The organism is Stenotrophomonas maltophilia R551-3 (assembly GCF_000020665.1).
In the GTDB taxonomy this organism is placed as follows: domain Bacteria; phylum Pseudomonadota; class Gammaproteobacteria; order Xanthomonadales; family Xanthomonadaceae; genus Stenotrophomonas; species Stenotrophomonas maltophilia_L.
Genome location: NC_011071.1, coordinates 816,997 through 838,306 on the forward strand (window position 1 = coordinate 816,997; position 21,310 = coordinate 838,306).

22 protein-coding genes are annotated in these 21,310 nt (G+C 67.2%); 13 read left to right on the forward strand and 9 right to left on the reverse strand.

The features are described 5' to 3' along the window. Nucleotides 1–185 precede the first annotated feature (185 nt). Both SMAL_RS03555 and SMAL_RS03560 read left to right on the forward strand, forming a co-directional pair. The gene (locus SMAL_RS03555; RefSeq protein ID WP_012510125.1) at nt 186–2,507 is read left to right on the forward strand and encodes a PacR family protein; all 2,322 of its coding nucleotides are present in this window, start codon (nt 186–188) and stop codon (nt 2,505–2,507) included. 52 nt (nt 2,508–2,559) lie between these two features. Then, nucleotides 2,560–3,639 (forward strand): NAD(P) transhydrogenase subunit alpha, encoded by a 1,080-nt coding sequence (locus SMAL_RS03560; RefSeq protein WP_012510126.1) that lies wholly within the window; start codon nt 2,560–2,562, stop codon nt 3,637–3,639. Between the two features lie 77 nt (nt 3,640–3,716). Here SMAL_RS03560 and SMAL_RS03565 read toward each other — a convergent pair whose 3' ends face one another. The 3 genes from SMAL_RS03565 to SMAL_RS03575 are packed head-to-tail and all read right to left on the reverse strand — an operon-like array spanning nt 3,717 to nt 5,090. Further along, nucleotides 3,717–4,178, reverse strand: a complete 462-nt coding sequence (locus tag SMAL_RS03565) for a DUF3106 domain-containing protein (protein WP_012510127.1) — start codon at nt 4,176–4,178, stop codon at nt 3,717–3,719. Nucleotides 4,179–4,182: 4 nt separating this feature from the next. Continuing rightward, entirely contained in the window at nt 4,183–4,509 is a 327-nt protein-coding gene (locus SMAL_RS03570) for a membrane protein (protein ID WP_012510128.1), read from the reverse strand. Then, the gene (locus tag SMAL_RS03575) at nt 4,506–5,090 is read right to left on the reverse strand and encodes an RNA polymerase sigma factor (RefSeq protein WP_012510129.1); all 585 of its coding nucleotides are present in this window, start codon (nt 5,088–5,090) and stop codon (nt 4,506–4,508) included. Before SMAL_RS03575 ends, SMAL_RS03570 begins: the two co-directional genes overlap by 4 nt. A gap of 98 nt (nt 5,091–5,188) precedes the next feature. Between SMAL_RS03575 and SMAL_RS03580 the strand changes: the two genes are divergently transcribed. Continuing rightward, nucleotides 5,189–5,509, forward strand: a complete 321-nt coding sequence (locus tag SMAL_RS03580) for an NAD(P) transhydrogenase subunit alpha part 2 (protein ID WP_004144903.1) — start codon at nt 5,189–5,191, stop codon at nt 5,507–5,509. Next, the gene (locus tag SMAL_RS03585; RefSeq protein WP_004144904.1) at nt 5,506–6,966 is read left to right on the forward strand and encodes an NAD(P)(+) transhydrogenase (Re/Si-specific) subunit beta; all 1,461 of its coding nucleotides are present in this window, start codon (nt 5,506–5,508) and stop codon (nt 6,964–6,966) included. The genes SMAL_RS03580 and SMAL_RS03585 overlap by 4 nt, the downstream gene beginning before the upstream one ends. A 99-nt stretch (nt 6,967–7,065) precedes the next feature. Here SMAL_RS03585 and SMAL_RS03590 read toward each other — a convergent pair whose 3' ends face one another. After that, nucleotides 7,066–7,485 carry a hypothetical protein gene (locus tag SMAL_RS03590; RefSeq protein WP_004144909.1) on the reverse strand — a complete coding sequence of 140 codons (420 nt, stop codon included), beginning with the start codon at nt 7,483–7,485 and terminating at the stop codon, nt 7,066–7,068. 122 nt (nt 7,486–7,607) lie between these two features. Between SMAL_RS03590 and sufT the strand changes: the two genes are divergently transcribed. The 6 genes from sufT to SMAL_RS03620 all read left to right on the forward strand — a co-directional run bounded on the left by sufT (nt 7,608) and on the right by SMAL_RS03620 (nt 13,607). Continuing rightward, the gene (gene sufT, locus SMAL_RS03595) at nt 7,608–8,159 is read left to right on the forward strand and encodes a putative Fe-S cluster assembly protein SufT (protein WP_004144911.1); all 552 of its coding nucleotides are present in this window, start codon (nt 7,608–7,610) and stop codon (nt 8,157–8,159) included. A gap of 59 nt (nt 8,160–8,218) precedes the next feature. After that, nucleotides 8,219–9,313, forward strand: a complete 1,095-nt coding sequence (locus SMAL_RS03600) for a branched-chain amino acid aminotransferase (protein WP_012510130.1) — start codon at nt 8,219–8,221, stop codon at nt 9,311–9,313. Nucleotides 9,314–9,487: 174 nt separating this feature from the next. After that, the gene (locus tag SMAL_RS03605) at nt 9,488–10,144 is read left to right on the forward strand and encodes a hypothetical protein (RefSeq protein WP_004144915.1); all 657 of its coding nucleotides are present in this window, start codon (nt 9,488–9,490) and stop codon (nt 10,142–10,144) included. Next, nucleotides 10,141–10,476 (forward strand): transcriptional regulator, encoded by a 336-nt coding sequence (locus SMAL_RS03610; protein ID WP_012510131.1) that lies wholly within the window; start codon nt 10,141–10,143, stop codon nt 10,474–10,476. Before SMAL_RS03605 ends, SMAL_RS03610 begins: the two co-directional genes overlap by 4 nt. A gap of 1 nt (nt 10,477) precedes the next feature. Next, on the forward strand, nt 10,478–11,500 hold the full coding sequence (locus tag SMAL_RS03615) for a M23 family metallopeptidase (RefSeq protein ID WP_012510132.1): 1,023 nt from the start codon (nt 10,478–10,480) through the stop codon (nt 11,498–11,500). A 367-nt stretch (nt 11,501–11,867) separates the two neighbouring features. After that, nucleotides 11,868–13,607: a S8 family peptidase gene (locus tag SMAL_RS03620; RefSeq protein ID WP_012510133.1), complete on the forward strand. Its 1,740-nt coding sequence runs from the start codon at nt 11,868–11,870 to the stop codon at nt 13,605–13,607. Nucleotides 13,608–13,695: 88 nt separating this feature from the next. Here the strand turns inward: SMAL_RS03620 and SMAL_RS03625 are convergent, their stop codons facing one another. The 3 genes from SMAL_RS03625 to wrbA form a co-directional block, all read right to left on the reverse strand. After that, nucleotides 13,696–14,181, reverse strand: a complete 486-nt coding sequence (locus SMAL_RS03625; protein ID WP_041864473.1) for an asparaginase domain-containing protein — start codon at nt 14,179–14,181, stop codon at nt 13,696–13,698. A 79-nt stretch (nt 14,182–14,260) separates the two neighbouring features. Next, the gene (locus SMAL_RS03630) at nt 14,261–14,596 is read right to left on the reverse strand and encodes a DUF2069 domain-containing protein (protein ID WP_004144935.1); all 336 of its coding nucleotides are present in this window, start codon (nt 14,594–14,596) and stop codon (nt 14,261–14,263) included. After that, complete coding sequence (gene wrbA, locus SMAL_RS03635) at nt 14,593–15,186, reverse strand: NAD(P)H:quinone oxidoreductase (protein WP_012510135.1); 594 nt, start codon at nt 15,184–15,186, stop codon at nt 14,593–14,595. The genes SMAL_RS03630 and wrbA overlap by 4 nt, the downstream gene beginning before the upstream one ends. Nucleotides 15,187–15,263: 77 nt before the next feature. On the opposite strand from wrbA, the gene SMAL_RS03640 reads away from it, so the two are divergent. Next, nucleotides 15,264–16,538: a YihY family inner membrane protein gene (locus SMAL_RS03640; RefSeq protein WP_012510136.1), complete on the forward strand. Its 1,275-nt coding sequence runs from the start codon at nt 15,264–15,266 to the stop codon at nt 16,536–16,538. Next, a complete protein-coding gene (locus SMAL_RS03645) occupies nt 16,535–17,110 on the forward strand; it encodes a TlpA family protein disulfide reductase (protein WP_012510137.1) in 576 nt (191 codons plus the stop codon). Before SMAL_RS03640 ends, SMAL_RS03645 begins: the two co-directional genes overlap by 4 nt. Nucleotides 17,111–17,630: 520 nt before the next feature. Here the strand turns inward: SMAL_RS03645 and ppk2 are convergent. Beyond that, nucleotides 17,631–18,413 (reverse strand): polyphosphate kinase 2, encoded by a 783-nt coding sequence (gene ppk2, locus SMAL_RS03650; protein ID WP_004144943.1) that lies wholly within the window; start codon nt 18,411–18,413, stop codon nt 17,631–17,633. A gap of 227 nt (nt 18,414–18,640) precedes the next feature. Between ppk2 and SMAL_RS03655 the strand changes: the two genes are divergently transcribed. Continuing rightward, entirely contained in the window at nt 18,641–19,585 is a 945-nt protein-coding gene (locus SMAL_RS03655) for an IS481-like element ISStma3 family transposase (RefSeq protein ID WP_012509873.1), read from the forward strand. 9 nt (nt 19,586–19,594) lie between these two features. On the opposite strand, the gene SMAL_RS03660 is transcribed toward SMAL_RS03655, so the two are convergent. Further along, nucleotides 19,595–21,307 (reverse strand): O-linked N-acetylglucosamine transferase, SPINDLY family protein, encoded by a 1,713-nt coding sequence (locus SMAL_RS03660; RefSeq protein WP_012510138.1) that lies wholly within the window; start codon nt 21,305–21,307, stop codon nt 19,595–19,597. Nucleotides 21,308–21,310 lie beyond the last annotated feature (3 nt).

Sequence of the window (21,310 nt, forward strand, 5' to 3'; positions counted from 1 at the left end):
GGGCCTTGCACCGCTTACGATATCTGTCTTGCCGGGCCGCCGGTCATGAGGTTTGAAGTGAGGACTGTTTCACTGTCCGTGACGGGCTGGCCGGCCTACCATCGACGTACCGGTACATGGGGTGTACCGGTCGTCGTGATGTCCATGTTGTCTGTCGTACCAGAGAAGGTGGGGAGCCTTCCCGAATGATGAGCGCGCCCACACCGATGGGATCGCCGGGCCGTGACCCGGCACAGCTCCAGCGTGCCCGGGAGGTGGTCCTGCCTGCCCTGTGCCAGGCCTTCGGGGCCGCACTGGCGCGTTTCGACGATGCCCTGTTCGACCGCGCCGGCAATGCTGGCTCGTCGCAGCTGCTGTTCCTGGATGCGATGCGCGAGCTGCGCCGCCGCCGTGAGGACATCGCCGCCGCCTTCGCCGGCCACCTGCAGCGGGCCTGGGATGCGCTGGCCAGCGGGGAGCCGTTGTCGGCCGAGGCGACCCTGTCGGGCCCGGCCGAGGATGGTCTCAGCCTGCTGGATGAGCATGTACTGGAGTCGCGGCTGGCGGTGCGCAATTTCGCGACCGTGCTGCTGCGCGACTTCAAGCCGGTGCTGGCGCGGCTGGACCGCCGCCTGGGCCGCTTGATCGGCGGCGCCGAGCTGGATGCCGACCACAACCCGGTCAGCCCCGAACACCTGGGCGTGGCCATCCATGAGGCCTTTGCCGGTTGCGAGCTGGCGCCGGAAGTGCACCTGGTGCTGATCAAGCTGTGCGAGCGCGACCTGCGCGCGCCGGTCGGCCGTATCTACGAGAAGCTGGACGAACAACTGGCTGCCGCCGGGGTGATGTCGCAGATGGGGGCGCCGCGACGTCCGCTGTCGGCTGCGCCCGAGCCGCGGATGCCTTCGGGCCTGGACGACCTGGTCGAGCAGCGTCAGGGCGGGGGTTTCGATACTGAATCCGGCGACGACGAACAGGCCGCACCGGCCTGGGCGCAGCGCTTTGCCGCACGCTGGTCCGAGCGCCGCGGCCACATGCAGCAGCACCTGGATGGCGAAGACGGCGGCACCGGCGAGGCCTACACGGGCCAGCAGGGCATGCTGCTGGAGGCGCTGCACGAACTGCTGCAGCAGACCCGCCACGTGCGCGAGGACGCGACGTCGGCTGCACAGGTCGCTGTTGGCCAGCATCGCCCCTTGAGCCAGCGCGAGATGATGTCGGTGCTGTCGCTGCTGCAGGCCACGCCCAGCGCAACTCTGCGCGCAGCCATTGGCGAGGACGGCGAATCGCTGGCGCAGCGGCTGAAGAGCGAAGTGCTGTCCAGCGCCACCCGGCTTGGCGTCGACCCCGGCCAGAGCCGGCTGGATCCGCAGGACGAAGATGCGATCGACCTGGTCGGCATGTTGTTCGACGTGATGCTGGACGAACGCGAACTGGAAGGCCGCTCGCGCGAACTGATCGGTCGCCTGGTAGTGCCCTTCGTCAAGGTCGCCATGCTCGATCGCCGCATGTTCGTGCAGAAGACCCACCCGGCGCGCAAGCTGCTCAACTCACTAGCCGAGGCCTGCGAAGGCAACACCGGCGAGAGCCAGGCCGAGCGCATGCTGATGGCCAAGGTCGAGGAGATCATCGAGCGCCTGGTGGCCGAGTTCAACGAGAACCTGGCGATCTTCCTGACCCTGGAAGAAGAATTCCGCGAATTCCTGGTGCAGCATCGTCGCCGTGTGGAAATTGCCGAGCGTCGCGCCGCCGAAACGCAGCGCGGCCAGGAAAAGCTGGAAATGGCCCGCAGCCGTGCCGGCGCCGAACTGGACCGCCGCATCGGCGATGCCACCCTGCCGTCGGCCATTGCCGAGTTCCTGCGCCAGCCATGGCAGCACCACCTGACCCTGGCGCTGCTGCGCGAGGGCGAGGACGGGGCATCGGTGGCCGAAGCGTTGAGCTTGGGCGATGGCCTGCTGGAAGAAGTAGCCGAAGCGCGCCGCCAGATCGTCGGCAAGCCGTGGCTGCAGGCCTGGCAGCCGGTACTGGCCAAAGTATTCGCCAGCGTCGGCGTGCATGGCGATGCGGCCACCGCCGCCATCGATGCGCTGCATGACACCCTGCAGGGCATTGCTGAATCGCGGCCGGAACTGCAGCGCGCGCTGCCGGAGCTGCCGCAGGTCGCGCTGCCGACGCCGCCGGTGGCCGAGTCGCCGGCGGTGGAGTTGAGTGGCCAGATCAATGCTGATGATTTCGACAACGTCGACGCCGATCGCTTCCGTCGCATGGAGATCGGCAACTGGCTGGACTTCGTCGACAAGGATGGCAAGGTCCAGGCCGGCAAGCTGTCCTGGATCAGCCCGATTTCCTCGCGCCTGCTGTTCGTCAACCGCCGTGGCGTGCGTTTCTGCGTGGCTTCGCCGGAGGAACTGGCGGTGATGGTGCGGTTGGGCCGCCTGCGCGCCCATGTTGACGATGGCGCCTTCGACAGCGCCATGCAGGGCGTGATCGATCGGCTGGACCCGGGCAGCGCCACCCTGCACTGAGCAGTGGCGGCCTGCTAGGATCGGGAAAACACACCGATCAGCGGGGACCTGCATGGCCGTGGCGTTGCTGGGGATCAAGGAGACCGCGCCGGGCGAGCGGCGCGTGGCACTGACGCCGGAAACCGCGCGCAAGCTCGGTGCGCTGGGCGTCAGCGTCTGGTACGAAGCCGGTGCCGGCCTTGCCGCAGGCTTCACCGATGCTGCCTATGACGATGCCGGCGCGCGGGTCTTCGACGCCAGCCGCTGGGGCGAGATCGACATCCTGCTGTGCGTGCAGGCGCCGCCGGCGGCGGTGCTGGGGCAGCTCAAGCCCGCTGCCAGCGTGGTCGGCCTGCTGGCCCCGGCCAGCGACCCGGCCCTGGCCGCGTTGGCCAGTGACGACCGTCTGTACCTGTTCCCCCTGCAGCAGCTGCCACGCACCACCCGCGCGCAAGCGATGGACGTGCTCAGCTCGCAGGCCGGCATGGCCGGTTACAAGGCCGCGCTGATCGCGGCCGAGCGCGCACCGCGCTTCTTCCCGATGCTGACCACCGCCGCCGGAACCGTGCGTCCGGCCAAGGTGCTGGTAATCGGTGCCGGCGTGGCCGGCCTGCAGGCCATCGCCACCGCGCGCCGCCTTGGCGCGCAGGTGGAAGGTTTCGACGTGCGTCCGGAAACCCGCGAGCAGATCCAGTCGCTGGGCGCGCGCTTCCTCGACCTGGGCGTCAGCGCGGCCGGCGAAGGCGGCTATGCGCGTGCGTTGACCGATGAGGAACGCGCCGAGCAGCAGCGCCGGCTGGCCGACCACCTGCGCAGCGTGGACGTGGTGATCTGTACGGCGGCGGTACCGGGGCGCCCGGCACCGACGATCGTGACCGCGGCGATGGTGGAAGGCATGGCCACCGGCAGCGCGATCGTTGATCTGGCCGCCGAAAGTGGCGGCAACTGCGCGCTGACCCGGCCGGGCGAGTGCATCGAGCACCGGGGTGTGACCATCGATGGCCCGCTTGGCCTGGCCAGCCGCGGCGCGACCCAGGCCAGCGAGATGTACGCGCGCAACCTGCTCAACTTCGTCGCGCTGTTCGTGCGCGAGGGCCAGCTCGCCTTCGACTGGGACGACGAGCTGTTGGCGAAGACGCGCTGGCAGGCGTGAGCCGGTAGCGCCGGGCCATGCCCGGCGAGCGCAGCGGCAGGCATTGGATCCGCCGGGCATGGCCCGGCGCTACCGTGTTATCGCGGCTTTGCCGGCGGCGGATTTTCCCGCACCCAGTCCTTGCGCTGTTCCGGCGTCATCTGTGACCAGCGCTCGCGCAGGGCGTCGCGCTGTGCGGGTGGCAAGTCACGCATCTGACCGAACAGGGCACGTGCCTGCTCGCGCTGCTCCGGGCTCATGTGTTCGAAGCGGCGTAGCCCACGGCGGGCCTTGTCGCGTTCCTCCGGACTCATCGATTGCCAACGCTGGCCATGCGAGAGCATGCGTTGGCGCTGGCCAGCGTCGGCGCTGTTCCAGCGGTCGCGCAGCGGCGCCAGCAGGGATTCGCGCTGGGCGTCGCTCAGTTGTTCCCATGCCGGCAGCGGTGCGGTCGGCATGGGACGCGTGGCAGGGGCGGGTGCGGCGCTCTGTGCCAGCGCTGGGACGGCTGGTAACAGCGACAGGGCCAGCAAGAGTGGCAGGGTATGCAGTCGGGACATGGGTTCACTCCATCGCCAGGTCGTTGTCGCCCAGCCACAGGTACAGATCGGGATTCTCGTCGTACAGCGCGCTGTTGTCTTCCACTGCCGCAAGCACCGGTGCCGGCGCAGGGCCCGTCAGCGTGCCATGGCCGGTGAACTGCAGGCCGATACCCAGTGCCACCACCAGCGAACAGGCGCTGGCCAGCCACCAGCGCCAGCGCCCGCGATGGGCCGCGCCGGCGCCATGGCGGGCCTGGCGCAGCCGTGCCATCGTCGCCGGCGACAACGCCTGCAGCGACTGCGCGTGCAGGCTGCGCAGGGTGTCATCGGAGGGCAGGGAGCGGTTCACGGGTGGGTCTCCAGGTAGTCCTGCAGCGCCTGCCGGGCGCGTGCCAGATGGGTTTTTACCGCGCCTTCGCTGCAGCCCATGGCGCGGGCGGTGGTGGCTCCGTCCAGGTCCTGCAGCACGCGCAGGGTGAACGCCTCGCGCTGACGGGCGGGCAGGGTGCGCAGTGCCTGCACCAGCTGCTGGTACTGCTGATGCTGCTCATGCGCCTGCGACGGGTCGGGGCCGGGGTCGGCCCAGTCGATCTCGCCGCCGTCGGCGTCCTGGTTGTCACGCCAGAACGGCAGGCGGAAGCGACGCCGGCGCTGCAGGTCGATCACCCGCCGGCGCAGGATGCTCCAGAACAGCGGTGCCCATTCGACGGCCGGCTTGTCGGCGTAGTCCAGCATGCGCAGCAGGGCATCCTGCACCGCGTCCAGCGCATCCTCGCGCTGGCGCAGGCCGGCCTCGGCAAAGCGGAACGCACGCGGGCCGACGCTGGCCAGGAACGCCTCCAGCGATGCCGGCAGGGCATCGGTCTCGGCGCTCGGGGGGAGGGGGCTGCTCACCAGCACAGGGTACGGTTCCTCGCTCGGGGTCACCATCGACAACGCGTGAGCGCGGCTTTGGTTGACGCCGGGCGCGCGCCGGGTTCAGCCCATGGTTATGATGGGGCGACGAAGACAGAGCGGGAGCGTTGCCAGTGAGTGACGGGTTCGTAGCGCTGTACATCTTCATGCTGGCGGCCATTGCCGGCCACGTGATCATTTCGCGGGTGCCGGTGATCCTGCATACCCCGCTGATGTCGGGTTCCAACTTCATCCACGGCATCGTGCTGATCGGCGCGATGGTGGTGCTGGGTCACGCGCAGACGCCGTTGGAAAAGGCGCTGGGCTTCCTCGCCGTGGTGCTCGGTGCCGGCAATGCCGCCGGTGGCTACGTGGTCACCGCGCGCATGCTGGAAATGTTCAAGCCGAGTGCGCCCAAGCGCGGCAAGGACGAACCGAAGGAGCCGCAGGCTTGAACATCAGCACCGTCGAACTGCTCGATTGGCTGGTCAAGGCCAGCTACCTGGTCGCCGCCACGCTGTTCCTGCTCGGCCTGCAACGCATGGCCTCGCCGCTGACCGCACGCAGCGGCATCCGCTGGGCCGGGCTGGGCATGCTGCTGGCCACGGCGGCCACCTTCTTCCTGCCCGAACTGCACAACGTGCCGTTGATCCTGGTGGCGCTGCTGCTGGGTGCGGGCCTGGCGTGGTGGTCGGCCGGCAAGGTCGCGGTCACCGACATGCCGCAGATGGTGGCGCTGTACAACGGCATGGGCGGCGGCTCGGCCGCAGCCATCGGTGCAGTGGAACTGCTGCGCTACGCCTTCCTGGCCAACCGCGATACCACACACTGGAGCGCGCAGGCGCTGGCCGACCTCGCTGCACGCCAACCCTCGGGCACGGTGCTGCTGCTGGCGGTGGTCGGTGCGGCCATTGGTGCGGTGTCGCTGTCCGGCTCGGTGATTGCCTGGGCCAAGCTCGATGGCCGCCTCGACAAGCGGGTGACCTGGCCGGGCCAGCAGGTGATGAACCTGCTGGTGGCACTGGCGGTGGTAGTGCTGGCGATCATCGCGGCCAGCACGCTCAACACCTGGGCGATCGTCGCCTTCTTCGTGCTGGCGCTGGCGCTGGGCGTGCTGATGACGCTGCCGATCGGTGGTGCCGACATGCCGGTGGTGATCTCGCTGTACAACGCGTTCACCGGCCTGGCGGTGTCCTTCGAGGGCTATGTGCTCGGCAACGAGGCACTCATCATCGCCGGCATGATGGTCGGCGCCGCGGGCATCCTGCTGACCCGGTTGATGGCCAAGGCGATGAACAGGCCGATCCGCAATGTGCTGTTCTCCAATTTCGGCGGCGCTGCGGCGGGCGAGGCGCAGGCGATTTCAGGTTCGCAGAAGCCGATCGAAGCAGCTGACGTGGCGGCGATGATGGCCTTCGCCGAACGCGTGGTGATCGTGCCTGGCTACGGCATGGCCGTGGCCCAGGCCCAGCACAAGATCTGGGAGCTGGCACAGCGGCTGATCGCACGCGGGGTGAAGGTGAAGTTCGCGATCCACCCGGTGGCCGGACGCATGCCGGGGCACATGAACGTGCTGCTGGCCGAGGCCGGCGTGCCCTACGACCTGATCGCCGACATGGATGACATCAACCCGGAATTCGCCAACACCGACGTGGTGCTGGTGATCGGCGCCAACGACGTGGTCAATCCGGTCGCGCGTACCGACCCGGCCAGCCCCATCTACGGCATGCCGGTGCTGGACGTGGTCAACGCCCGCAACGTGGTGGTGATCAAGCGTGGCAAGGGCACTGGCTTCGCCGGCATCGAAAATGCGCTGTTCTACGCTGACAACACCCGCATGCTGTACGGCGATGGTGCCGAAGCTGCGGCCTCGCTGGTCAGTGAGCTGAAGGGGCTCGACGGCGGGCATTGATGCCGTACCGGTAGCGCCGGGCCATGCCCGGCGAGCGCGCAGCGCGGCTGTTCCAACAATCCGCCGGGCATGGCCCGGCGCTACCCACATCCGGTGCGCTCAGCGCGCCAGCCAGGCGCCCACAGTCACACCCACGGCCAGCCACAGCCATTCCATCGCGCCATTGGCGAGGGTGATCAGCGTCCAGGCCAGGTGCGGCCCCATCCGCGTGGTTGCATCCCACAGGTCCAGCCCGATCGAGCCGCCCATCCACGCGCTGGCGATGGTCCAGTTGGCCACCGCTGCCACCAGCAACGTGCCCAGCACCACCAGGGTGATGCGCAGCCGGCCCGGCCCCAGGGTGCCCATGCGCAGCATGAACACGAGTTCCAGTGCGGTCACCACGGCCATCCAGCCGACCTGCCGGCCGGTCATCAGGGCCAGCACCATCCAGGCGAGGGGAGCAACAAGCAGGCCCAGCAGCAGCATGAGGGGCCAGAGCCAGGTCACGGTCCTGGCACGCGCGGCATTGGAGGACATCGAAGCTCCCTGAAAGTCATCCACAGGATACTGTGGTTTGCGGCAGTGCACCGGCGAGGGTAGGGCGGCTGGGCTAGAATGCCGTCTTGCGTGGCCTTGGCCACGGCCCCATATCGGTCCCCATGTATTCCCGTAGCAGCGAACCTGTCCACTTCGAACGCGATTGCGAGGCCGTGATGGTCCCGCAGGGCGACACCGTGACCCTGCCCGCCGGCAGCTATGGGTACATCACCCAGGCGCTGGGCGGCAGCTATTCGGTATTCGTGGAAGGCAACCTGTTCCGTATCGCCGGCAAGGACGGTGACGCCATCGGCAAGGAGGCCCCGGCACCGCTGGAGCTGCCGGCCGATGCGACCGACGAGCAGGTGGAGCAGTTGGTGTGGCAGCAGCTGCGCACCTGCTTCGATCCGGAAATTCCGGTGAACATCGTCGAGCTGGGCCTGGTCTACGAGGTCGAGATCAAGCATCTGGACGAAGGACAGCGCGAGATCGACGTGAAGATGACGTTGACCGCGCCGGCCTGCGGCATGGGCGACATCCTGGTCGACGACGTACGCAGCAAGCTTGAAATGATCCCGACGGTGGCCGAGGCCGACGTCGAGCTGGTGTTCGACCCGCCGTGGAACCAGCACATGATGTCCGAGGCGGCCCGGCTCGAGACCGGCATGCTTTGACCCACGGCCCGCAGTGACGCGGGCCCGGTACTACCCGCAACCAGAACAGGAAATCTCCGGTGTCCCAGTCCATTCCCAGCTTCGCCGTCACCCGTTCGGACCACCCGCGCAGCGCTGAAGAGCGCGCCCAGATCCTGGAGAAGCCGGGCTTTGGCCTGCACTTCACCGACCACATGGTGGAAGTGCGTTGGGACAAGGACACTGGCTGGCACAACGCCAACGTGCGTGCCTACGGTCCGCTGCAGCTGGACCCGGCCGCCGCAGTGCTGCATTACGGCCAGGAAATCTTCGAAGGCATCAAGGCCTACCGCCACGCCGACGGTTCGATCTGGACCTTCCGCCCGGACGCCAACGGCCGTCGCCTGCAGCGTTCGGCGCAGCGCCTGGCGCTGCCGGAGCTGCCGGTGGAGATTTTCATTGAATCGCTGAAGCAGTTGATCGCCGTCGACAGCGCCTGGGTGCCGTCGGCCGATGAGTCGAGCCTGTACTTCCGTCCGTTCATGATCGGCGACGAAGCCTTCCTCGGCGTGCGCGGCGCGCACAAGGCCGGCTACTACGTCATCGCCAGCCCGGCCGGCCCGTACTTCGCCAAGGGTGTCGCCCCGGTGTCGATCTGGCTGTCGACCGAGTACGCACGTGCGGCCAAGGGTGGCACCGGTGCCGCCAAGTGCGGTGGCAACTACGCCGCCTCGCTGCTGCCGCAGCAGAAGGCGCAGGCGCAGGGCTGCTCGCAGGTGCTGTTCCTCGACCCGGTCGAAGGCAAGTACCTGGAAGAACTGGGCGGCATGAACGTGTTCCTGGTCTACAAGGACGGCACCCTGGTCACCCCGCAGCTCTCGGGCAGCATCCTCGAGGGCATCACCCGCGAGAGCATCCTGCAGCTGGCCCGCGACCGTGGCATGAAGGTGGAAGAGCGCAAGGTCACCATCGATGAGTGGAAGCAGGGTGTGACCTCGGGCGAGATCGCCGAAGTGTTCGCCTGCGGCACCGCCGCGGTGGTCACCCCGATCGGCCAGCTGAAGGGCGAGGGCTTCTCGGTCGGCGACATCAACGCCCCGGCCGGCGAAGTGACCATGTCGCTGCGCAAGGAGCTGACCGACATCCAGTACGGCCGCCTGCCGGACCGCCACAACTGGCTGGTCAAGCTGGGCTGATCGCCCGCGTTGAACCGTTAGCGCCGGGCCATGCCCGGCGGCTCTTCTTGAAAGCCCGTCCCAGTGACGGGCTTTCTGCGTTGTGGACCCGCCCGTCGATCGCAGCAGGCGGGTGCTTGACGCAAATAGGTTTGCACTGCAAACTAAATTCAAGCGACCCCGATGGAGCGTGTCATGCAGCAGCCGTCCGTCATTGATCCTTCCTCGCGCCTGCAGGCGCTGACCCGTGAATACTCGCGGTACTCGCGAAGTGCCGGGGGCCTGTCGGCCATGGCAGGCGGCATTGCCTGCCTGGCCTCGTTCCTTGCCGGCGCCCTGTTGCCGACCACCTTGGCGCTGCGCATCGTGCTGATTGCCGTGCCGGTGCTGTGGATCGTCGGCAAGCAATGGCTGGCACGCCGCTACTACCAGCGGCTGGGCCAGGTCGAGGAGCAGGTCACGCCGGCAGAACGCAACTTCCAGCGCTTCTTCATCGCCTTCACCGCGCTGGTGAGCGTGCTGGTGATCGGCAGCGTGCTGACCCGGCTGGCACCGATGGGCGAGCTGCCCTGGGACCTGCGCGCCATCGGTTATCTGGCCGTGGTGGCGCTGCTGCCCTGGGTGGTGTGGCGCTGGCTGCGTACGCCGCTGGAGTTCATCGTGGGCGTGTTCCTGCTGTGCCAGGCCGCGCTGGCCTTCACCGGGCAGGCGTATGGCTTCGGCCCGAGCACGGCGGTGTTCCCGCTGGCATCCATCGCACTGATCGTGGTCGGCTGGCGTGACCACCAGCGCTTCCAGCGGCTGCAGGTAGAGATGCGCGCGTTCATGGCGGCGCGGACGAACGTCGAATGACCCAGCTGCCTGACTCCAGAGCGCTGCTCCAGCTCGACCGCTTGATCCACGAGCCGGCACGCCTGCTGATCCTGTCGATCCTGGCAGGTGCCGAATCCGCCGAGTTCGGCTTTGTCGAACATCTCAGCGGGTTGAGCAAGGGCAACCTGTCCAGCCATCTGAGCAAGCTGGAGGCTGCTGGACTGGTCGCCATCGACAAGTCGTTCCGCGGCAAGCGCCCGCTGACCACCCTGCAGTTGACGCCGATGGGCCGCACTGCCCTGGCCGAGTACCGCACACAGCTGGCGGCGATCGTTGCCGGCATTCCCGATCCGGATCGAAAGGACGCCTGACATGACATTGCTCCCGCGCCTGTTTGCAGTTCTGGTTGTTTCCTTCTCTGCCCTCATCGGCGCGGCTGCGGCTGCAGATCCGCGCCAACAGGGAGCTGCGCTGACCACGCAGTTCTACGAAGGGCACATCGACGCACTGTGGGAACGGATGACGCCGCAGATGCAGGCGGGGCTGCAGTCCCCGCAGAACCTGGTGGCGCTGCGCGAGCAGGTGCTGGCGGGCTGGGGCGCAGAAACCGAGCTGGTCAGTGAGAAGGTCGAGAAGGTTGATGGATTCGACACCTATCTGCGGCAGGCGCGTTTCGCCAGGAGCCCGGCCATCATCCAGGTGCTGTGGGCCATCGACGCCGACGGGCGGATTGGCGGTTTCTACATCCGCCCGCTCCAGACCACGCCACCGCAGGCCGCCAGGAGCGGGTTCCTCGACTACCAGACCCGCACACGGCTGCAACTGCCGTTCAACGATGAGTACTACGTGTTCTGGGGCGGGCGTACCGTCGAACAGAACTACCATGCGGCCCATGCCGGCCAGCGCTTCGCGCTGGATCTGCTGGTGGTCCGCGATGGCCGCTCGCACCGTGGCGATGGCCTGCGCAACGATGACTACTACTGCTTCGGTCGCCCGATCCTCGCGCCCGCCGACGGCACGGTGGTGGAGGTGATCGAGGGTGTCGCCGACAACGTGCCGGGCCAGATGAATGCCGCCCAGCTCACCGGCAACCGCGTCATCCTCGACCACGGCAACGAGGAATACTCGGTGCTGGCGCACCTGCGCCAGGGCAGTGTGCGTGTGGCGCAGGGACAGGCTGTCCGCAGCGGCGCGCACCTCGGTGACTGTGGCAACAGCGGCAACTCCTCCGAGCCGCACCTGCACTACCAGCTGCAGGCCGGGCCCGTGTTCGGTGTCGGCGAAGCGTTGCCGGCACAGTTCTCCGATTACATCGCCGATGGCCAGCCGGTTGCACGCGGCGAGCCGGTCAAAGGGCAGCGCATCCGGCCAGCGGGCGTTCCGCGGGCCAAGTAGTCAGCGCGTCCGACGCGGCGGGCAGGTGCGCCGCGCGGTCGTCGGTGTGAGCCGTGGACGCCGATGTCGGCAAAGTCATCGCAGGACATGTGATGACCCAGTCAGGTGCGTGCAGGGCACGAGAAAGTTCCTTCACCTTCACAAACCCTCGACCCGAAAAGTCTCAGAACGAACATTTCATCTTGCTGAAAAGACGCTGAAAATCTTGTGGTGTTCGGTTTTGGTCATTAGCGTCATCTGCACGGCGGATCGTTAGGGGGATCCGCTGGCTCGCCGGACTTCGAACCTCGCCAACGCAAGCCAGCCCAGGGTTCGGGCCGGTGCTTCTGCCGATTCCGGCATTCACACCACAAGAAAGGGAAATACGATGTCCCAGGTAACGCAACCGCGTGTGCGTCGAGTGTGGGTGGTCCTTGGTGCGTCCGTTCTGTCATCGCTGCTGCTGGCCACGCCTGCGCTGGCCGGTGATGTCCAGCTCAGCGGCCTGCAGTCCGCACAGACCCACCAGCGTTTCATCGTGAAGTACCGCGACGGCAGCGCGCCGGTGGCCAACACCACCGCACTGGCCTCTTCTCTGAAGAGTGCCGCCGCCGGCCTGGCCAGCAGCCAGAGCCGCGCGCTGGGCCTGCAGCAGGTCCGCAAGCTGGCCGTCGGCCCCACCCTGGTCAAGACCGATCGTCCGCTCGACCAGGCCGAATCCGAGCAGCTGATGCGCAAGCTGGCCGCCGACCCGAACGTGGAATACGTTGAAGTCGACCAGATCATGCGTGCCACGCTGACCCCGAACGACACCCGCTTCAGCGAGCAATGGGGCTTCGGTACCTCCAATGCCGGCATCAACATCCGGCCGGCCTGGGACAAGGCCACCGGCACCGGCGTGGTCGTGGCGGTGATCGACACCGGCATCACCAACCACGCCGACCTCAATGCCAACATCCTGCCGGGCTACGACTTCATCAGTGATGCGGCGATGGCGCGCGACGGCAACGGCCGCGACAACAACCCGAACGATGAGGGTGACTGGTACGGCGACAACGAGTGCCAGGCAGGCTACCCGGGTTCCAACTCCAGCTGGCACGGTACCCACGTGGCCGGCACGGTGGCGGCGGTGACCAACAACAGCACCGGCGTGGCCGGTACCGCGTTCAACGCCAAGGTCGTGCCGGTGCGTGTGCTCGGCAAGTGCGGCGGTTACACCTCCGACATCGCCGACGCGATCGTGTGGGCGTCCGGCGGCAGCGTCAGCGGCGTGCCGGCCAATGCCAATCCGGCCGAGGTCATCAATCTCTCGCTCGGCGGTGGCGGCAGCTGCTCGAGCACCTACCAGAACGCGATCAATGGCGCTGTCGGGCGTGGCACCACCGTGGTGGTCGCTGCCGGCAACAGCAACACCAACGTGTCCTCGTCGGTTCCCGCCAACTGCCCGAACGTGATCGCAGTGGCGGCCACCACCTCGGCCGGTGCGCGTGCCAGCTTCTCCAACTATGGCAACGGCATCGACATCTCGGCACCGGGCCAGGGCATCCTGTCCACCCTCAACAGCGGCACCACCACCCCGGGCAGCGCCAGCTACGCTTCGTACAACGGCACCTCGATGGCGGCACCGCACGTGGCCGGCGTAGTCGCGCTGATGCAGTCCGTAGCCCCGAGCCCGCTGAGCCCGGCGCAGGTGGAGAGCATCATCAAGAGCACTGCACGTCCGCTGCCGGGCGCCTGCTCGGGCGGCTGCGGCGCCGGCATCATCGACGCCGACGCGGCCGTGGCTGCGGCGATCAACGGCGGTGGCCCGAACCCGGGCGGCAACGTGCTGCAGAACAACGTCCCGGTGACCGGCCTTGGCGCTGCCAGTGGCGCTTCATTGAGCTACACGGTCAACGTTCCGGCTGGCAGCACCCAGCTGCGCGTGGCGATCAGTGGCGGCAGCGGTGATGCCGACCTGTACGTTCGCCAGGGCAGTGCTCCGACTGATACCGCCTACACCTGCCGCCCGTACCTGAGCGGCAACAGCGAGACCTGCACCATCAACAGTCCGGCTGCCGGCACGTGGTATGTGCGGGTGAAGGCCTACAGCACCTTCTCGGGCCTGACCCTCAACGCCCAGTACTGAGCCCAAGCCCCTCTCCATGGGCACGCCCCGGCTCTGGCCGGGGCGTTTTTGTTTGGGTAGGTGCCGACCTTGGTCGGCACGCTGTTCCTCAGACCGATTCGAAGCGGTTCGCGGCCACGTTCTTGCGCACGTGCTGCGGGTCGAAAATCCGCCCGTTCATCGCGATGTACACGCCGCTCGGCAGCGACTGCACCGCACCGATCGCACAGCCGATGTTGAACTCGGCATCCGACCCGCGGAAACGTGCCGGGCTCAGCGCACCGGTCATCACGATGGTCTTTTCCGGGATCGTGGCCAGCACCTGGCCGGTCTGCACCATCGAATCGGTGCCGTGGGTCACCAGCACGTGGCGGGTCGGCTGCGCGGCGATGGTGGCGCGGATCAGCTCGCGGTCCTCATCGTTGATGTGCAGCGAATCCTTGCGCAGGATCGGAATCACGTTGAAGCGGAACGTCACGCCCAGCTCGCGCAGGATCATGCCGATCTGGGGGTCGCCGATCTGGTAGTCCGACTTGTCGTCGAAGTAGATCTTGTCGATCGTGCCACCGGTGGTGACGACCAGGAGCTCTTCCATCATGTGCATGCGCGAAACCAGGACAGGTACAGCGGCGCGGGGCCAGGAACACAGATGATACGGCCCGGCGGCCGCAGCGTCAGCGTCGCTTGCCGAAGCGGGCGCGCAGCCCCGGCAGGCTGGCGCTGAAGATCACCAGCAGGGCCAGCGCGATCTCGATCAGCGCCAGCCAGCGCGTCTCTGGGTGGCTCCAGGCGCTCATCACGCCGTGGCTGAACCAGCCCAAGGCCAGCACCGAGGCCCAGAAACCGGCCTTGCGCCAGCCCAGTCGCAGGGCAACGGCCAACGCCAGCGGCGGCGCGGTGAACACCAGCTGGGTGGCCAGCCAGTGCTTGTCATTGATGAACCAGCCGGCGAACAGCGCCGCCAGCCCCATCAGGGCCAGCAGCAGGACCGTGCGCGGCGGGCGGTTCATCGGGCCAACCGCTGTGCGATGTCGGCCACGCGGCGGCCCAGCGCGCGGGCCAGCACGGCCTCGTCGTCGGTCGGCTGCGGGTCATCGGCGGCACCGGCCACGTGGCTGGCGCCATAGGGCGTGCCGCCGCTGGTGGTATGGCTCAGCGCCGGTTCGGTGAACGGGATGCCGACGATCACGCAGCCGTGGTGCAGCAGCGGCACCTGCATCGACAGCAGGGTCGATTCCTGGCCACCATGCATCGAGGCGGTGGAGGTGAACACGCCGGCCGGCTTGCCGGACAGGGTGCCATTGACCCATTCGGCGCCCAGCCCATCCAGGAAGTGCTTCACCGGCGCGGCCATGTTGCCGAAGCGGGTCGGGCTGCCCAGCAGCAGGCCCTGGCATTCGACCAGGTCCTGCACGCTCACGTAGGGGGCGCCATCGTCGGGTACCGGCGGTTGTGCGGTCTGGGTCACGGCGGCCACCGGCGGCACTGTGCGCAGGCGCGCGGTCATGCCCGGCACTTCGCCGATGCCCCGCGCGATCTGGCGCGCCAGCCGTGCCACTGAACCGCCCCGGCTGTAGTACAGCACCAGAATCTCGCCCATCGTGACCGCTTCTCCTCGTCGTGTGGCCACCAGTATGGCTATCCTGCGAACATTCCGCATCGGGTACCCTTTCGCCGATGGAACCTTTGGATACGCTCAACCTGTGGATGGAGCGCGCGCGGGATCGCGCACGCGCCATCAGCTTCGGCCGCTTCCTGTGGCATCGCTTCCTCGACGACCGCCTGTTCCAGGCAGCGGCGGCGCTGGCGTACACCACGGTGTTCGCGTTGGTGCCGCTGGCGATCGTGGTGTTCGGCGTGCTCTCGGCCTTCCCCGTCTTCGACCGCTGGAGCGACCAGCTCAGCGATTACGTCTTCTCCAACTTCGTGCCCAACGCCGCGCGCGCCGCCGAGGGCTACCTGCGGCAGTTCTCGGCCAGTGCCGGTCAGCTCACCGCCGCCGGCTTCATCGCACTGGTGGTCTCGTTGCTGATCACCCTCAACAGCGTCGAAGAGACCTTCAACCAGATCTGGCGGGTCGGCTCGACCCGGCCCAAGCTGACCCGCTTCCTGGTCTACTGGACCGTACTGACCCTGGGCGCGATGCTTGCCGCGGCCTCGCTGGCAGTGTCGGCGCGGGTCTTTGCGATGCCATTGTTCGGCACCCAGGAGGGCCGTTGGCTGGCCGACCTGGCGCTGCGGCTGGCGCCGATCCTGATCGAATTCGTCTGCATCACGCTGATGTTCCGGGTGGTGCCGCACCACACGGTGAAATGGCGGCATGCGGTGCCCGGTGCGATCCTCGCCGCAGTCATCCTCGAACTGGTGAAGTGGGGCATTGGTGCTTACCTGGGCAGCTTCCAGTCCTATCAGAAGCTCTATGGCACGGTGGCCTTCGTGCCGATCCTGCTGCTGTGGATCTATCTGTGCTGGGTGGCGGTGCTGCTGGGCGCGTCGTTGTCCTCGTCGATGGCAGCGTTCCGGTACCAGCCGGTCGAGCTGCGCCTGCCGCAGGGCTACGAGTTCTACGGCCTGCTGCGCCTGCTGGGACGCTTCCACCATGCACGCGCGAAGGGCAAAGGCCTGGCCGACGACGAGATCCTGCGGCTGGAGCCGATGCTGACCGATTCGCTGCTGCAGGACCTGGCCTGCAACCTGCAGGAAATCGGCCTGCTGCGCCGTGATGAGCGCGGTGAATGGCTGCTCGCGCGCGATCTGGAGCAGGTCAGCCTGTCTGATCTGTACGAATGCACCCAGCTGCGCATTCCAGTGGCCGAGCAGCACCTGCCGTACCGCGACGACACCCTGGGCCGCGTCGCACTGGCGGCCCTGGACGACCTGCGACTGCCCCTGCGCGAGCGCCTCAAGCGCAAGGTCAGCGACATCTACACCGATTCTGGAGACACGCCATGACCCGCAAGACCCCGTTGCCGCTGCTGCTCCCGCTGGCCCTGCTGCTGGCGCTGTCGGCCTGCAAGCCGGCGCAGGAGCCGACCCCGGCCAGCAGCCAGCCACCGGCACAGGCACCGACGCCGACCACACCGGCACCGGTCGAAGAGACCCCGGCCGAGCGCACCACTGCCGAGTTCCCGACGCTGAGGATGAAGGCGGTGGATGGCAGCGACTACGACCTGGCCGCGCACCGCGGCAAGTGGGTGATCGTGAATTTCTGGGCGACCTGGTGTGCCCCGTGCCGCAAGGAGATGCCGGAGCTGTCGGCGCTGCATGCGATGCGCAGCAACATCGAGGTGGTTGGCCTGGCCTATGAGGATATCGAGGTGCCGGAGATGCAGTCGTTCCTGGCCAAGCACCCGGTGACCTATCCGATCGTGATCGTGGACCCGTTCGATCCGCCGGCGGACTTCGCCACGCCGCGAGGCCTGCCGTTGACGCATCTGCTGGACCCACAGGGCAAGCTGGCGCACAGCTTCCTCGGGCCGGTGACTGCCGCCGACATCGAAAAGCAGATCGCTGCTGCCAAGTAGTGGGTTGGTCGGCAGGGCCTGCGGCCCTGCACCTGCTGCGAGCTGGAGCAACAACAACAGCAACAGCAACAGCAGAAGCGGGTTTCCTGTGGGATGGCGGGGTGGGTCCGGTTGCGGGAGACGCCGTAAACCCGTCCATGGGGGCTTGGCCGCGGCATCCATGCCGCGGACACTCCCGCAACCGGACCCACCCCGCCTTCGACAGATTTCCGCGATCTGCCGGCATTTCTGTAGAGCCGAGCCATGCTCGGCTCAAATCATTCCGATATCGAAATATTCGATTCCGATGGGAATTCATCCACGCATGACGTGGATCCAACAGCCGCGGAGATCTGTCAGAGGTGGGGTGGTGTCGGAGTGCGGGGTGTCAGCCGCATGGATGCGGCTGCCAAGCCTACAGGGACGTACTTGCGGCGTCCCCGCACTCCGACACCGCCCCGCCATCCCACGAAATACCCGCTGTTGCCGTTGCTGCTGCTCTGGCTTCGGCAGGTGCAGGGCGCAGCCCTGCCGACCAACCCTATTCCTCGACCGGGAACTCCTCGATCGGCTTCAGCACATCGTAGTGCTCTCGATGCAGCTTGCCCTTCAGCTTCGGCAGTTCCGGCAACGGTGCATCCACCCGCGTGTCCGGCAACCGGTCCAGCAGGTTGCGCACCAGCGTCAACCGCCCCAGCCGCTGGTCGTTGAAATCCACCAGCGTCCACGGCGCATCCGCGCGATGGGTCGCGCGCAGCATCGCCTCGCGCGCTTCGGTGTACGCGCTGTATTTGCTGCGCGATTTCAGATCCACCGGCGACAGCTTCCAGCCCTTCAGTGGATCGACATGGCGCTCGGCGAAGCGCTTCTCCTGCTGCTCCTGGTCCACGCACAGCCAGTACTTGAACAGCAGGATGCCGTCATCCACCAGCAACTGTTCGAACACCGGTGCCTGGCGCAGGAATTGCTGGTACTCGGCCTCGCTGCAATACCCCATCACCCGTTCGACGCCAGCGCGGTTGTACCAGCTGCGGTCCATCAGCACGATCTCGCCGGCCGCCGGAAGATGCGAGGCATAACGCTGGAAGTACCACTGCGTGGCTTCGCGGTCGGTGGGTTTGGGTAGTGCCACGACGCGGCACTGGCGCGGGTTCAGGTGCTGGCTGATGGCCTGGATCGCGCCGCCCTTGCCGGCGGTGTCGCGGCCTTCGAACAACACCAGCAGGCGCTGACCGCTGTGCTGCACCCAGCGCGCCATCGCCGTCAGCTCCAGCTGCAGTGGCTGCAGCAGTTCGTCGTATTCCTTGCGCTTGAGCTTGGCCATCGTCACACCCTGCGGGAGAGAAATCCCAGCCTAGCGCAGGCTCGCGTCATGGTGTGTAGAGGCCGGGCGAGCGCCGACTGGGTAACGTTGACTGCTCTCGGCAGGAAACTGAAAACCCCGCGCTGCGCGCGTTAGTCGACTAACTGTGATCTCTCTGTAGGTTGTTCATCCGGGACATCTTTGGAAAATGGTGGTTACCACACCGTTCCAGTCCCCAAAGAGCCCGGATGAACAATCATAAAAATGCCCGTTTGACGCCGTTTAGTCGAGCGCTTCTGGTCCGCCGCATCCTCCACGAGGGCCTACGCCCGGAAGAAGCAGCTCAAGCGTGTGGCGTAAGTGTGCGTACGGCCTACAAGTGGCTGGCCCGATTCCGCCAGTTCGGGGCACCGGGCCTGGAAAACCGCAGCTCACGGCCTCACCAGACGCCGCATGCCACACCTGCTCCGGTAGTCGAGCAAATCAAGGAGCACCGCCGTAAGCGGCAGACCTACCTGACCATCTCCAAGGCGCTGGGGGTCGGCCACAGTACGATTTCAAGGCTGATGCGCGCCCACGGCCTCAATCGGTTGTGTCGGCTTGATCCGCCCAAGGAGGTCATCCGATACGAATACGATCAGCCCGGAGGGCTGCTGCATCTGGACATCAAGAAGCTGGGCAACTTCCAGCGGCCAGGGCACAGAACCGATGCCAAGCGCAGGGGAAACGCCGCCGGCGGTGGCTGGGGCTACGTCCACGTGGCCATCGACGATCACTCCCGGGTCGCCTTCAGCAGCGTCCACCCCAACGAACAGGGCGAAACCGCCTGTCAGGCGTTGCTGGGCGCTCTGGAGTACTACGCCAGCCTGGGAATCACCTTCAAGCGGATCCTGACCGACAACGGTGCCTGCTATCGCTCTACCGCCTTTGCCAAGCTGCTCAAATCCCTTGGGATCAAGCACATCAGAACCAAGCCCTACACGCCGCGGACCAATGGCAAAGCCGAGCGCTTCATCCAGACCAGCCTGCGCGAGTGGGCTTACGCCTGCGAGTACGCATCCTCGGACCAGCGCAATTCCGTGTTGAACCAATGGCTGCACCACTACAACTGGCACCGTCCCCATATGGCGATCGGCGGCCAGCCACCTATCTCAAGAGTACGGCTGAACAACGTAGTGGGTTTACACAACTAACAGTCGACTCTACCTCGCCAGCTCCGCTGTGCCCTGCCACCCATGTGCGCTCGCCAGCTTCTGCAGCAGCGCTGAAAGGTCGTGGGCAAACCCGGCCATGTCGAACAGGCCGCTGTGTTCGCGCGCCTGTGCCAGTTCGGCGCGCAACGCGGTCAGTGCCGCTGGATCGTTGCCCAGCACGCTGGCCGTGGCAATGAACGCTGCATCGTCGGCGGCGTTCATCCGTGCCAGGCCCAGGTGATGGTTGAGGCTGCCGGCCACGCGTGCGGCGAAGGTAGCGCCGGGGCAGGTCAGCACCGGGCAGCCGGCCCACAGTGCGTCCGATGCCGTGGTGTGGGCGTTGTACGGGTTGGTGTCGAGGAACAGGTCGGCCAGCTGATAACGTGCCAGGTACTGCGGATGCGGCAGCTTGGGCATGAACACCAGCCGCATCGGATCGAGGCCTGCAGACTGTGCGGCGGCACGCAGCCGCGCATCGGCCTGGCCGGGTCCGGACAGCAGCCACAGCACGCTGCCGGGTACCGCCTGCAGCACCGCGAAAGCGCGGCCCATGCTGCGCGGGTTGAGCTTGTAGCTGTTGTTGAAGCAGCAGAACACCACGCCGTGCTCGGGCAATCCACAGTCTGCACGCGTCGGCGCGGGCTCCAGCACGCGTGTGTTGTCCGAGGGCTGGAACGCACGCGGCAGGCGCAGCACGCGTTCGCTGTAATGCGGTTCCAGCGATGGCGGTAGCGCGAAGTCGTCGCCAATCACCGCATCCATCCACGGCGCACCGGATGTGCCGGGGTAGGCCAGCCAGTTCAGCTGCAGCGGAGCGGGGTGCATCGCCAGCACTTCGGGCGTGCCACCGCCGCCCCAGCCACGCAGGTCGAACAGCAGGTCGATGCCCTGCGCACGGATGCGGGTGGCGGTGTCGGCATGGCGCAGGCCGGCCACATCGTGCAGCTGGGTCGCCGCCTGCAGGCGTTGGCGGATGCGGCTGCCGTCGTCGCGGTTCAGTGCGAACAGATGCAGTTGCAGCGCCGGGTCAAGGCGCAACTGCTCGAACAGGGCTACGGTCAGCAGCCCGGTGGGATGCGCACCGAAGCCGTTGGAGAGGAAGCCAACCCGTAGTGGGCCACGCGTACGCAGCGCTGCCGAAGGCAACGGCCGCACCGAGGCGGTTACGGCAGATGCACGCGTGCGCGCGCAGGCCAGTTGTTCGGCGGCGTTGGCGTCTTCGCTGAGGAAGGCGAACGGTTCGACCACACCCTGTCCGGAGGCCAGGGCGCCGCGCACCTGTGCCGCCAGCGCATCCACGTCCTGCCAGTCGCACAGGCGGCGTTGCCAGGCCAGCCGCTGTGCGGCGATGTAGGGCTCGTCCGGCATCAGGGTGTGTGCGCGCCGATAGGCGGCCGACGCGCCCTCGGCGTCATCGGCATCTTCCAGTGCGTGACCCAGCCACAGCGCGATGCCCGGGTGCTGCGGTGCTAGCGCCGAGGCCTGGCCGAGCAGTTTTGCCGCATCACCATGCGCGCCGGCCATCCACGCCACGCGGCCCAACCGCGCCAACGCTTCGGGATGGTTCGGGCGCAGCTGCAGCGCCCGACGTGCCGCCTGCTCGCCAGCAGCGATGTCGCCGGCTTCCAGTTCCAGGTCGGCCAGCATCACCCAGGCGACGAAGTCGCCGGGCTGGCGAGCGATCGCCTGTTGCAGTTGTTGCCGCTGCTGCCAGGCGGTCATCGT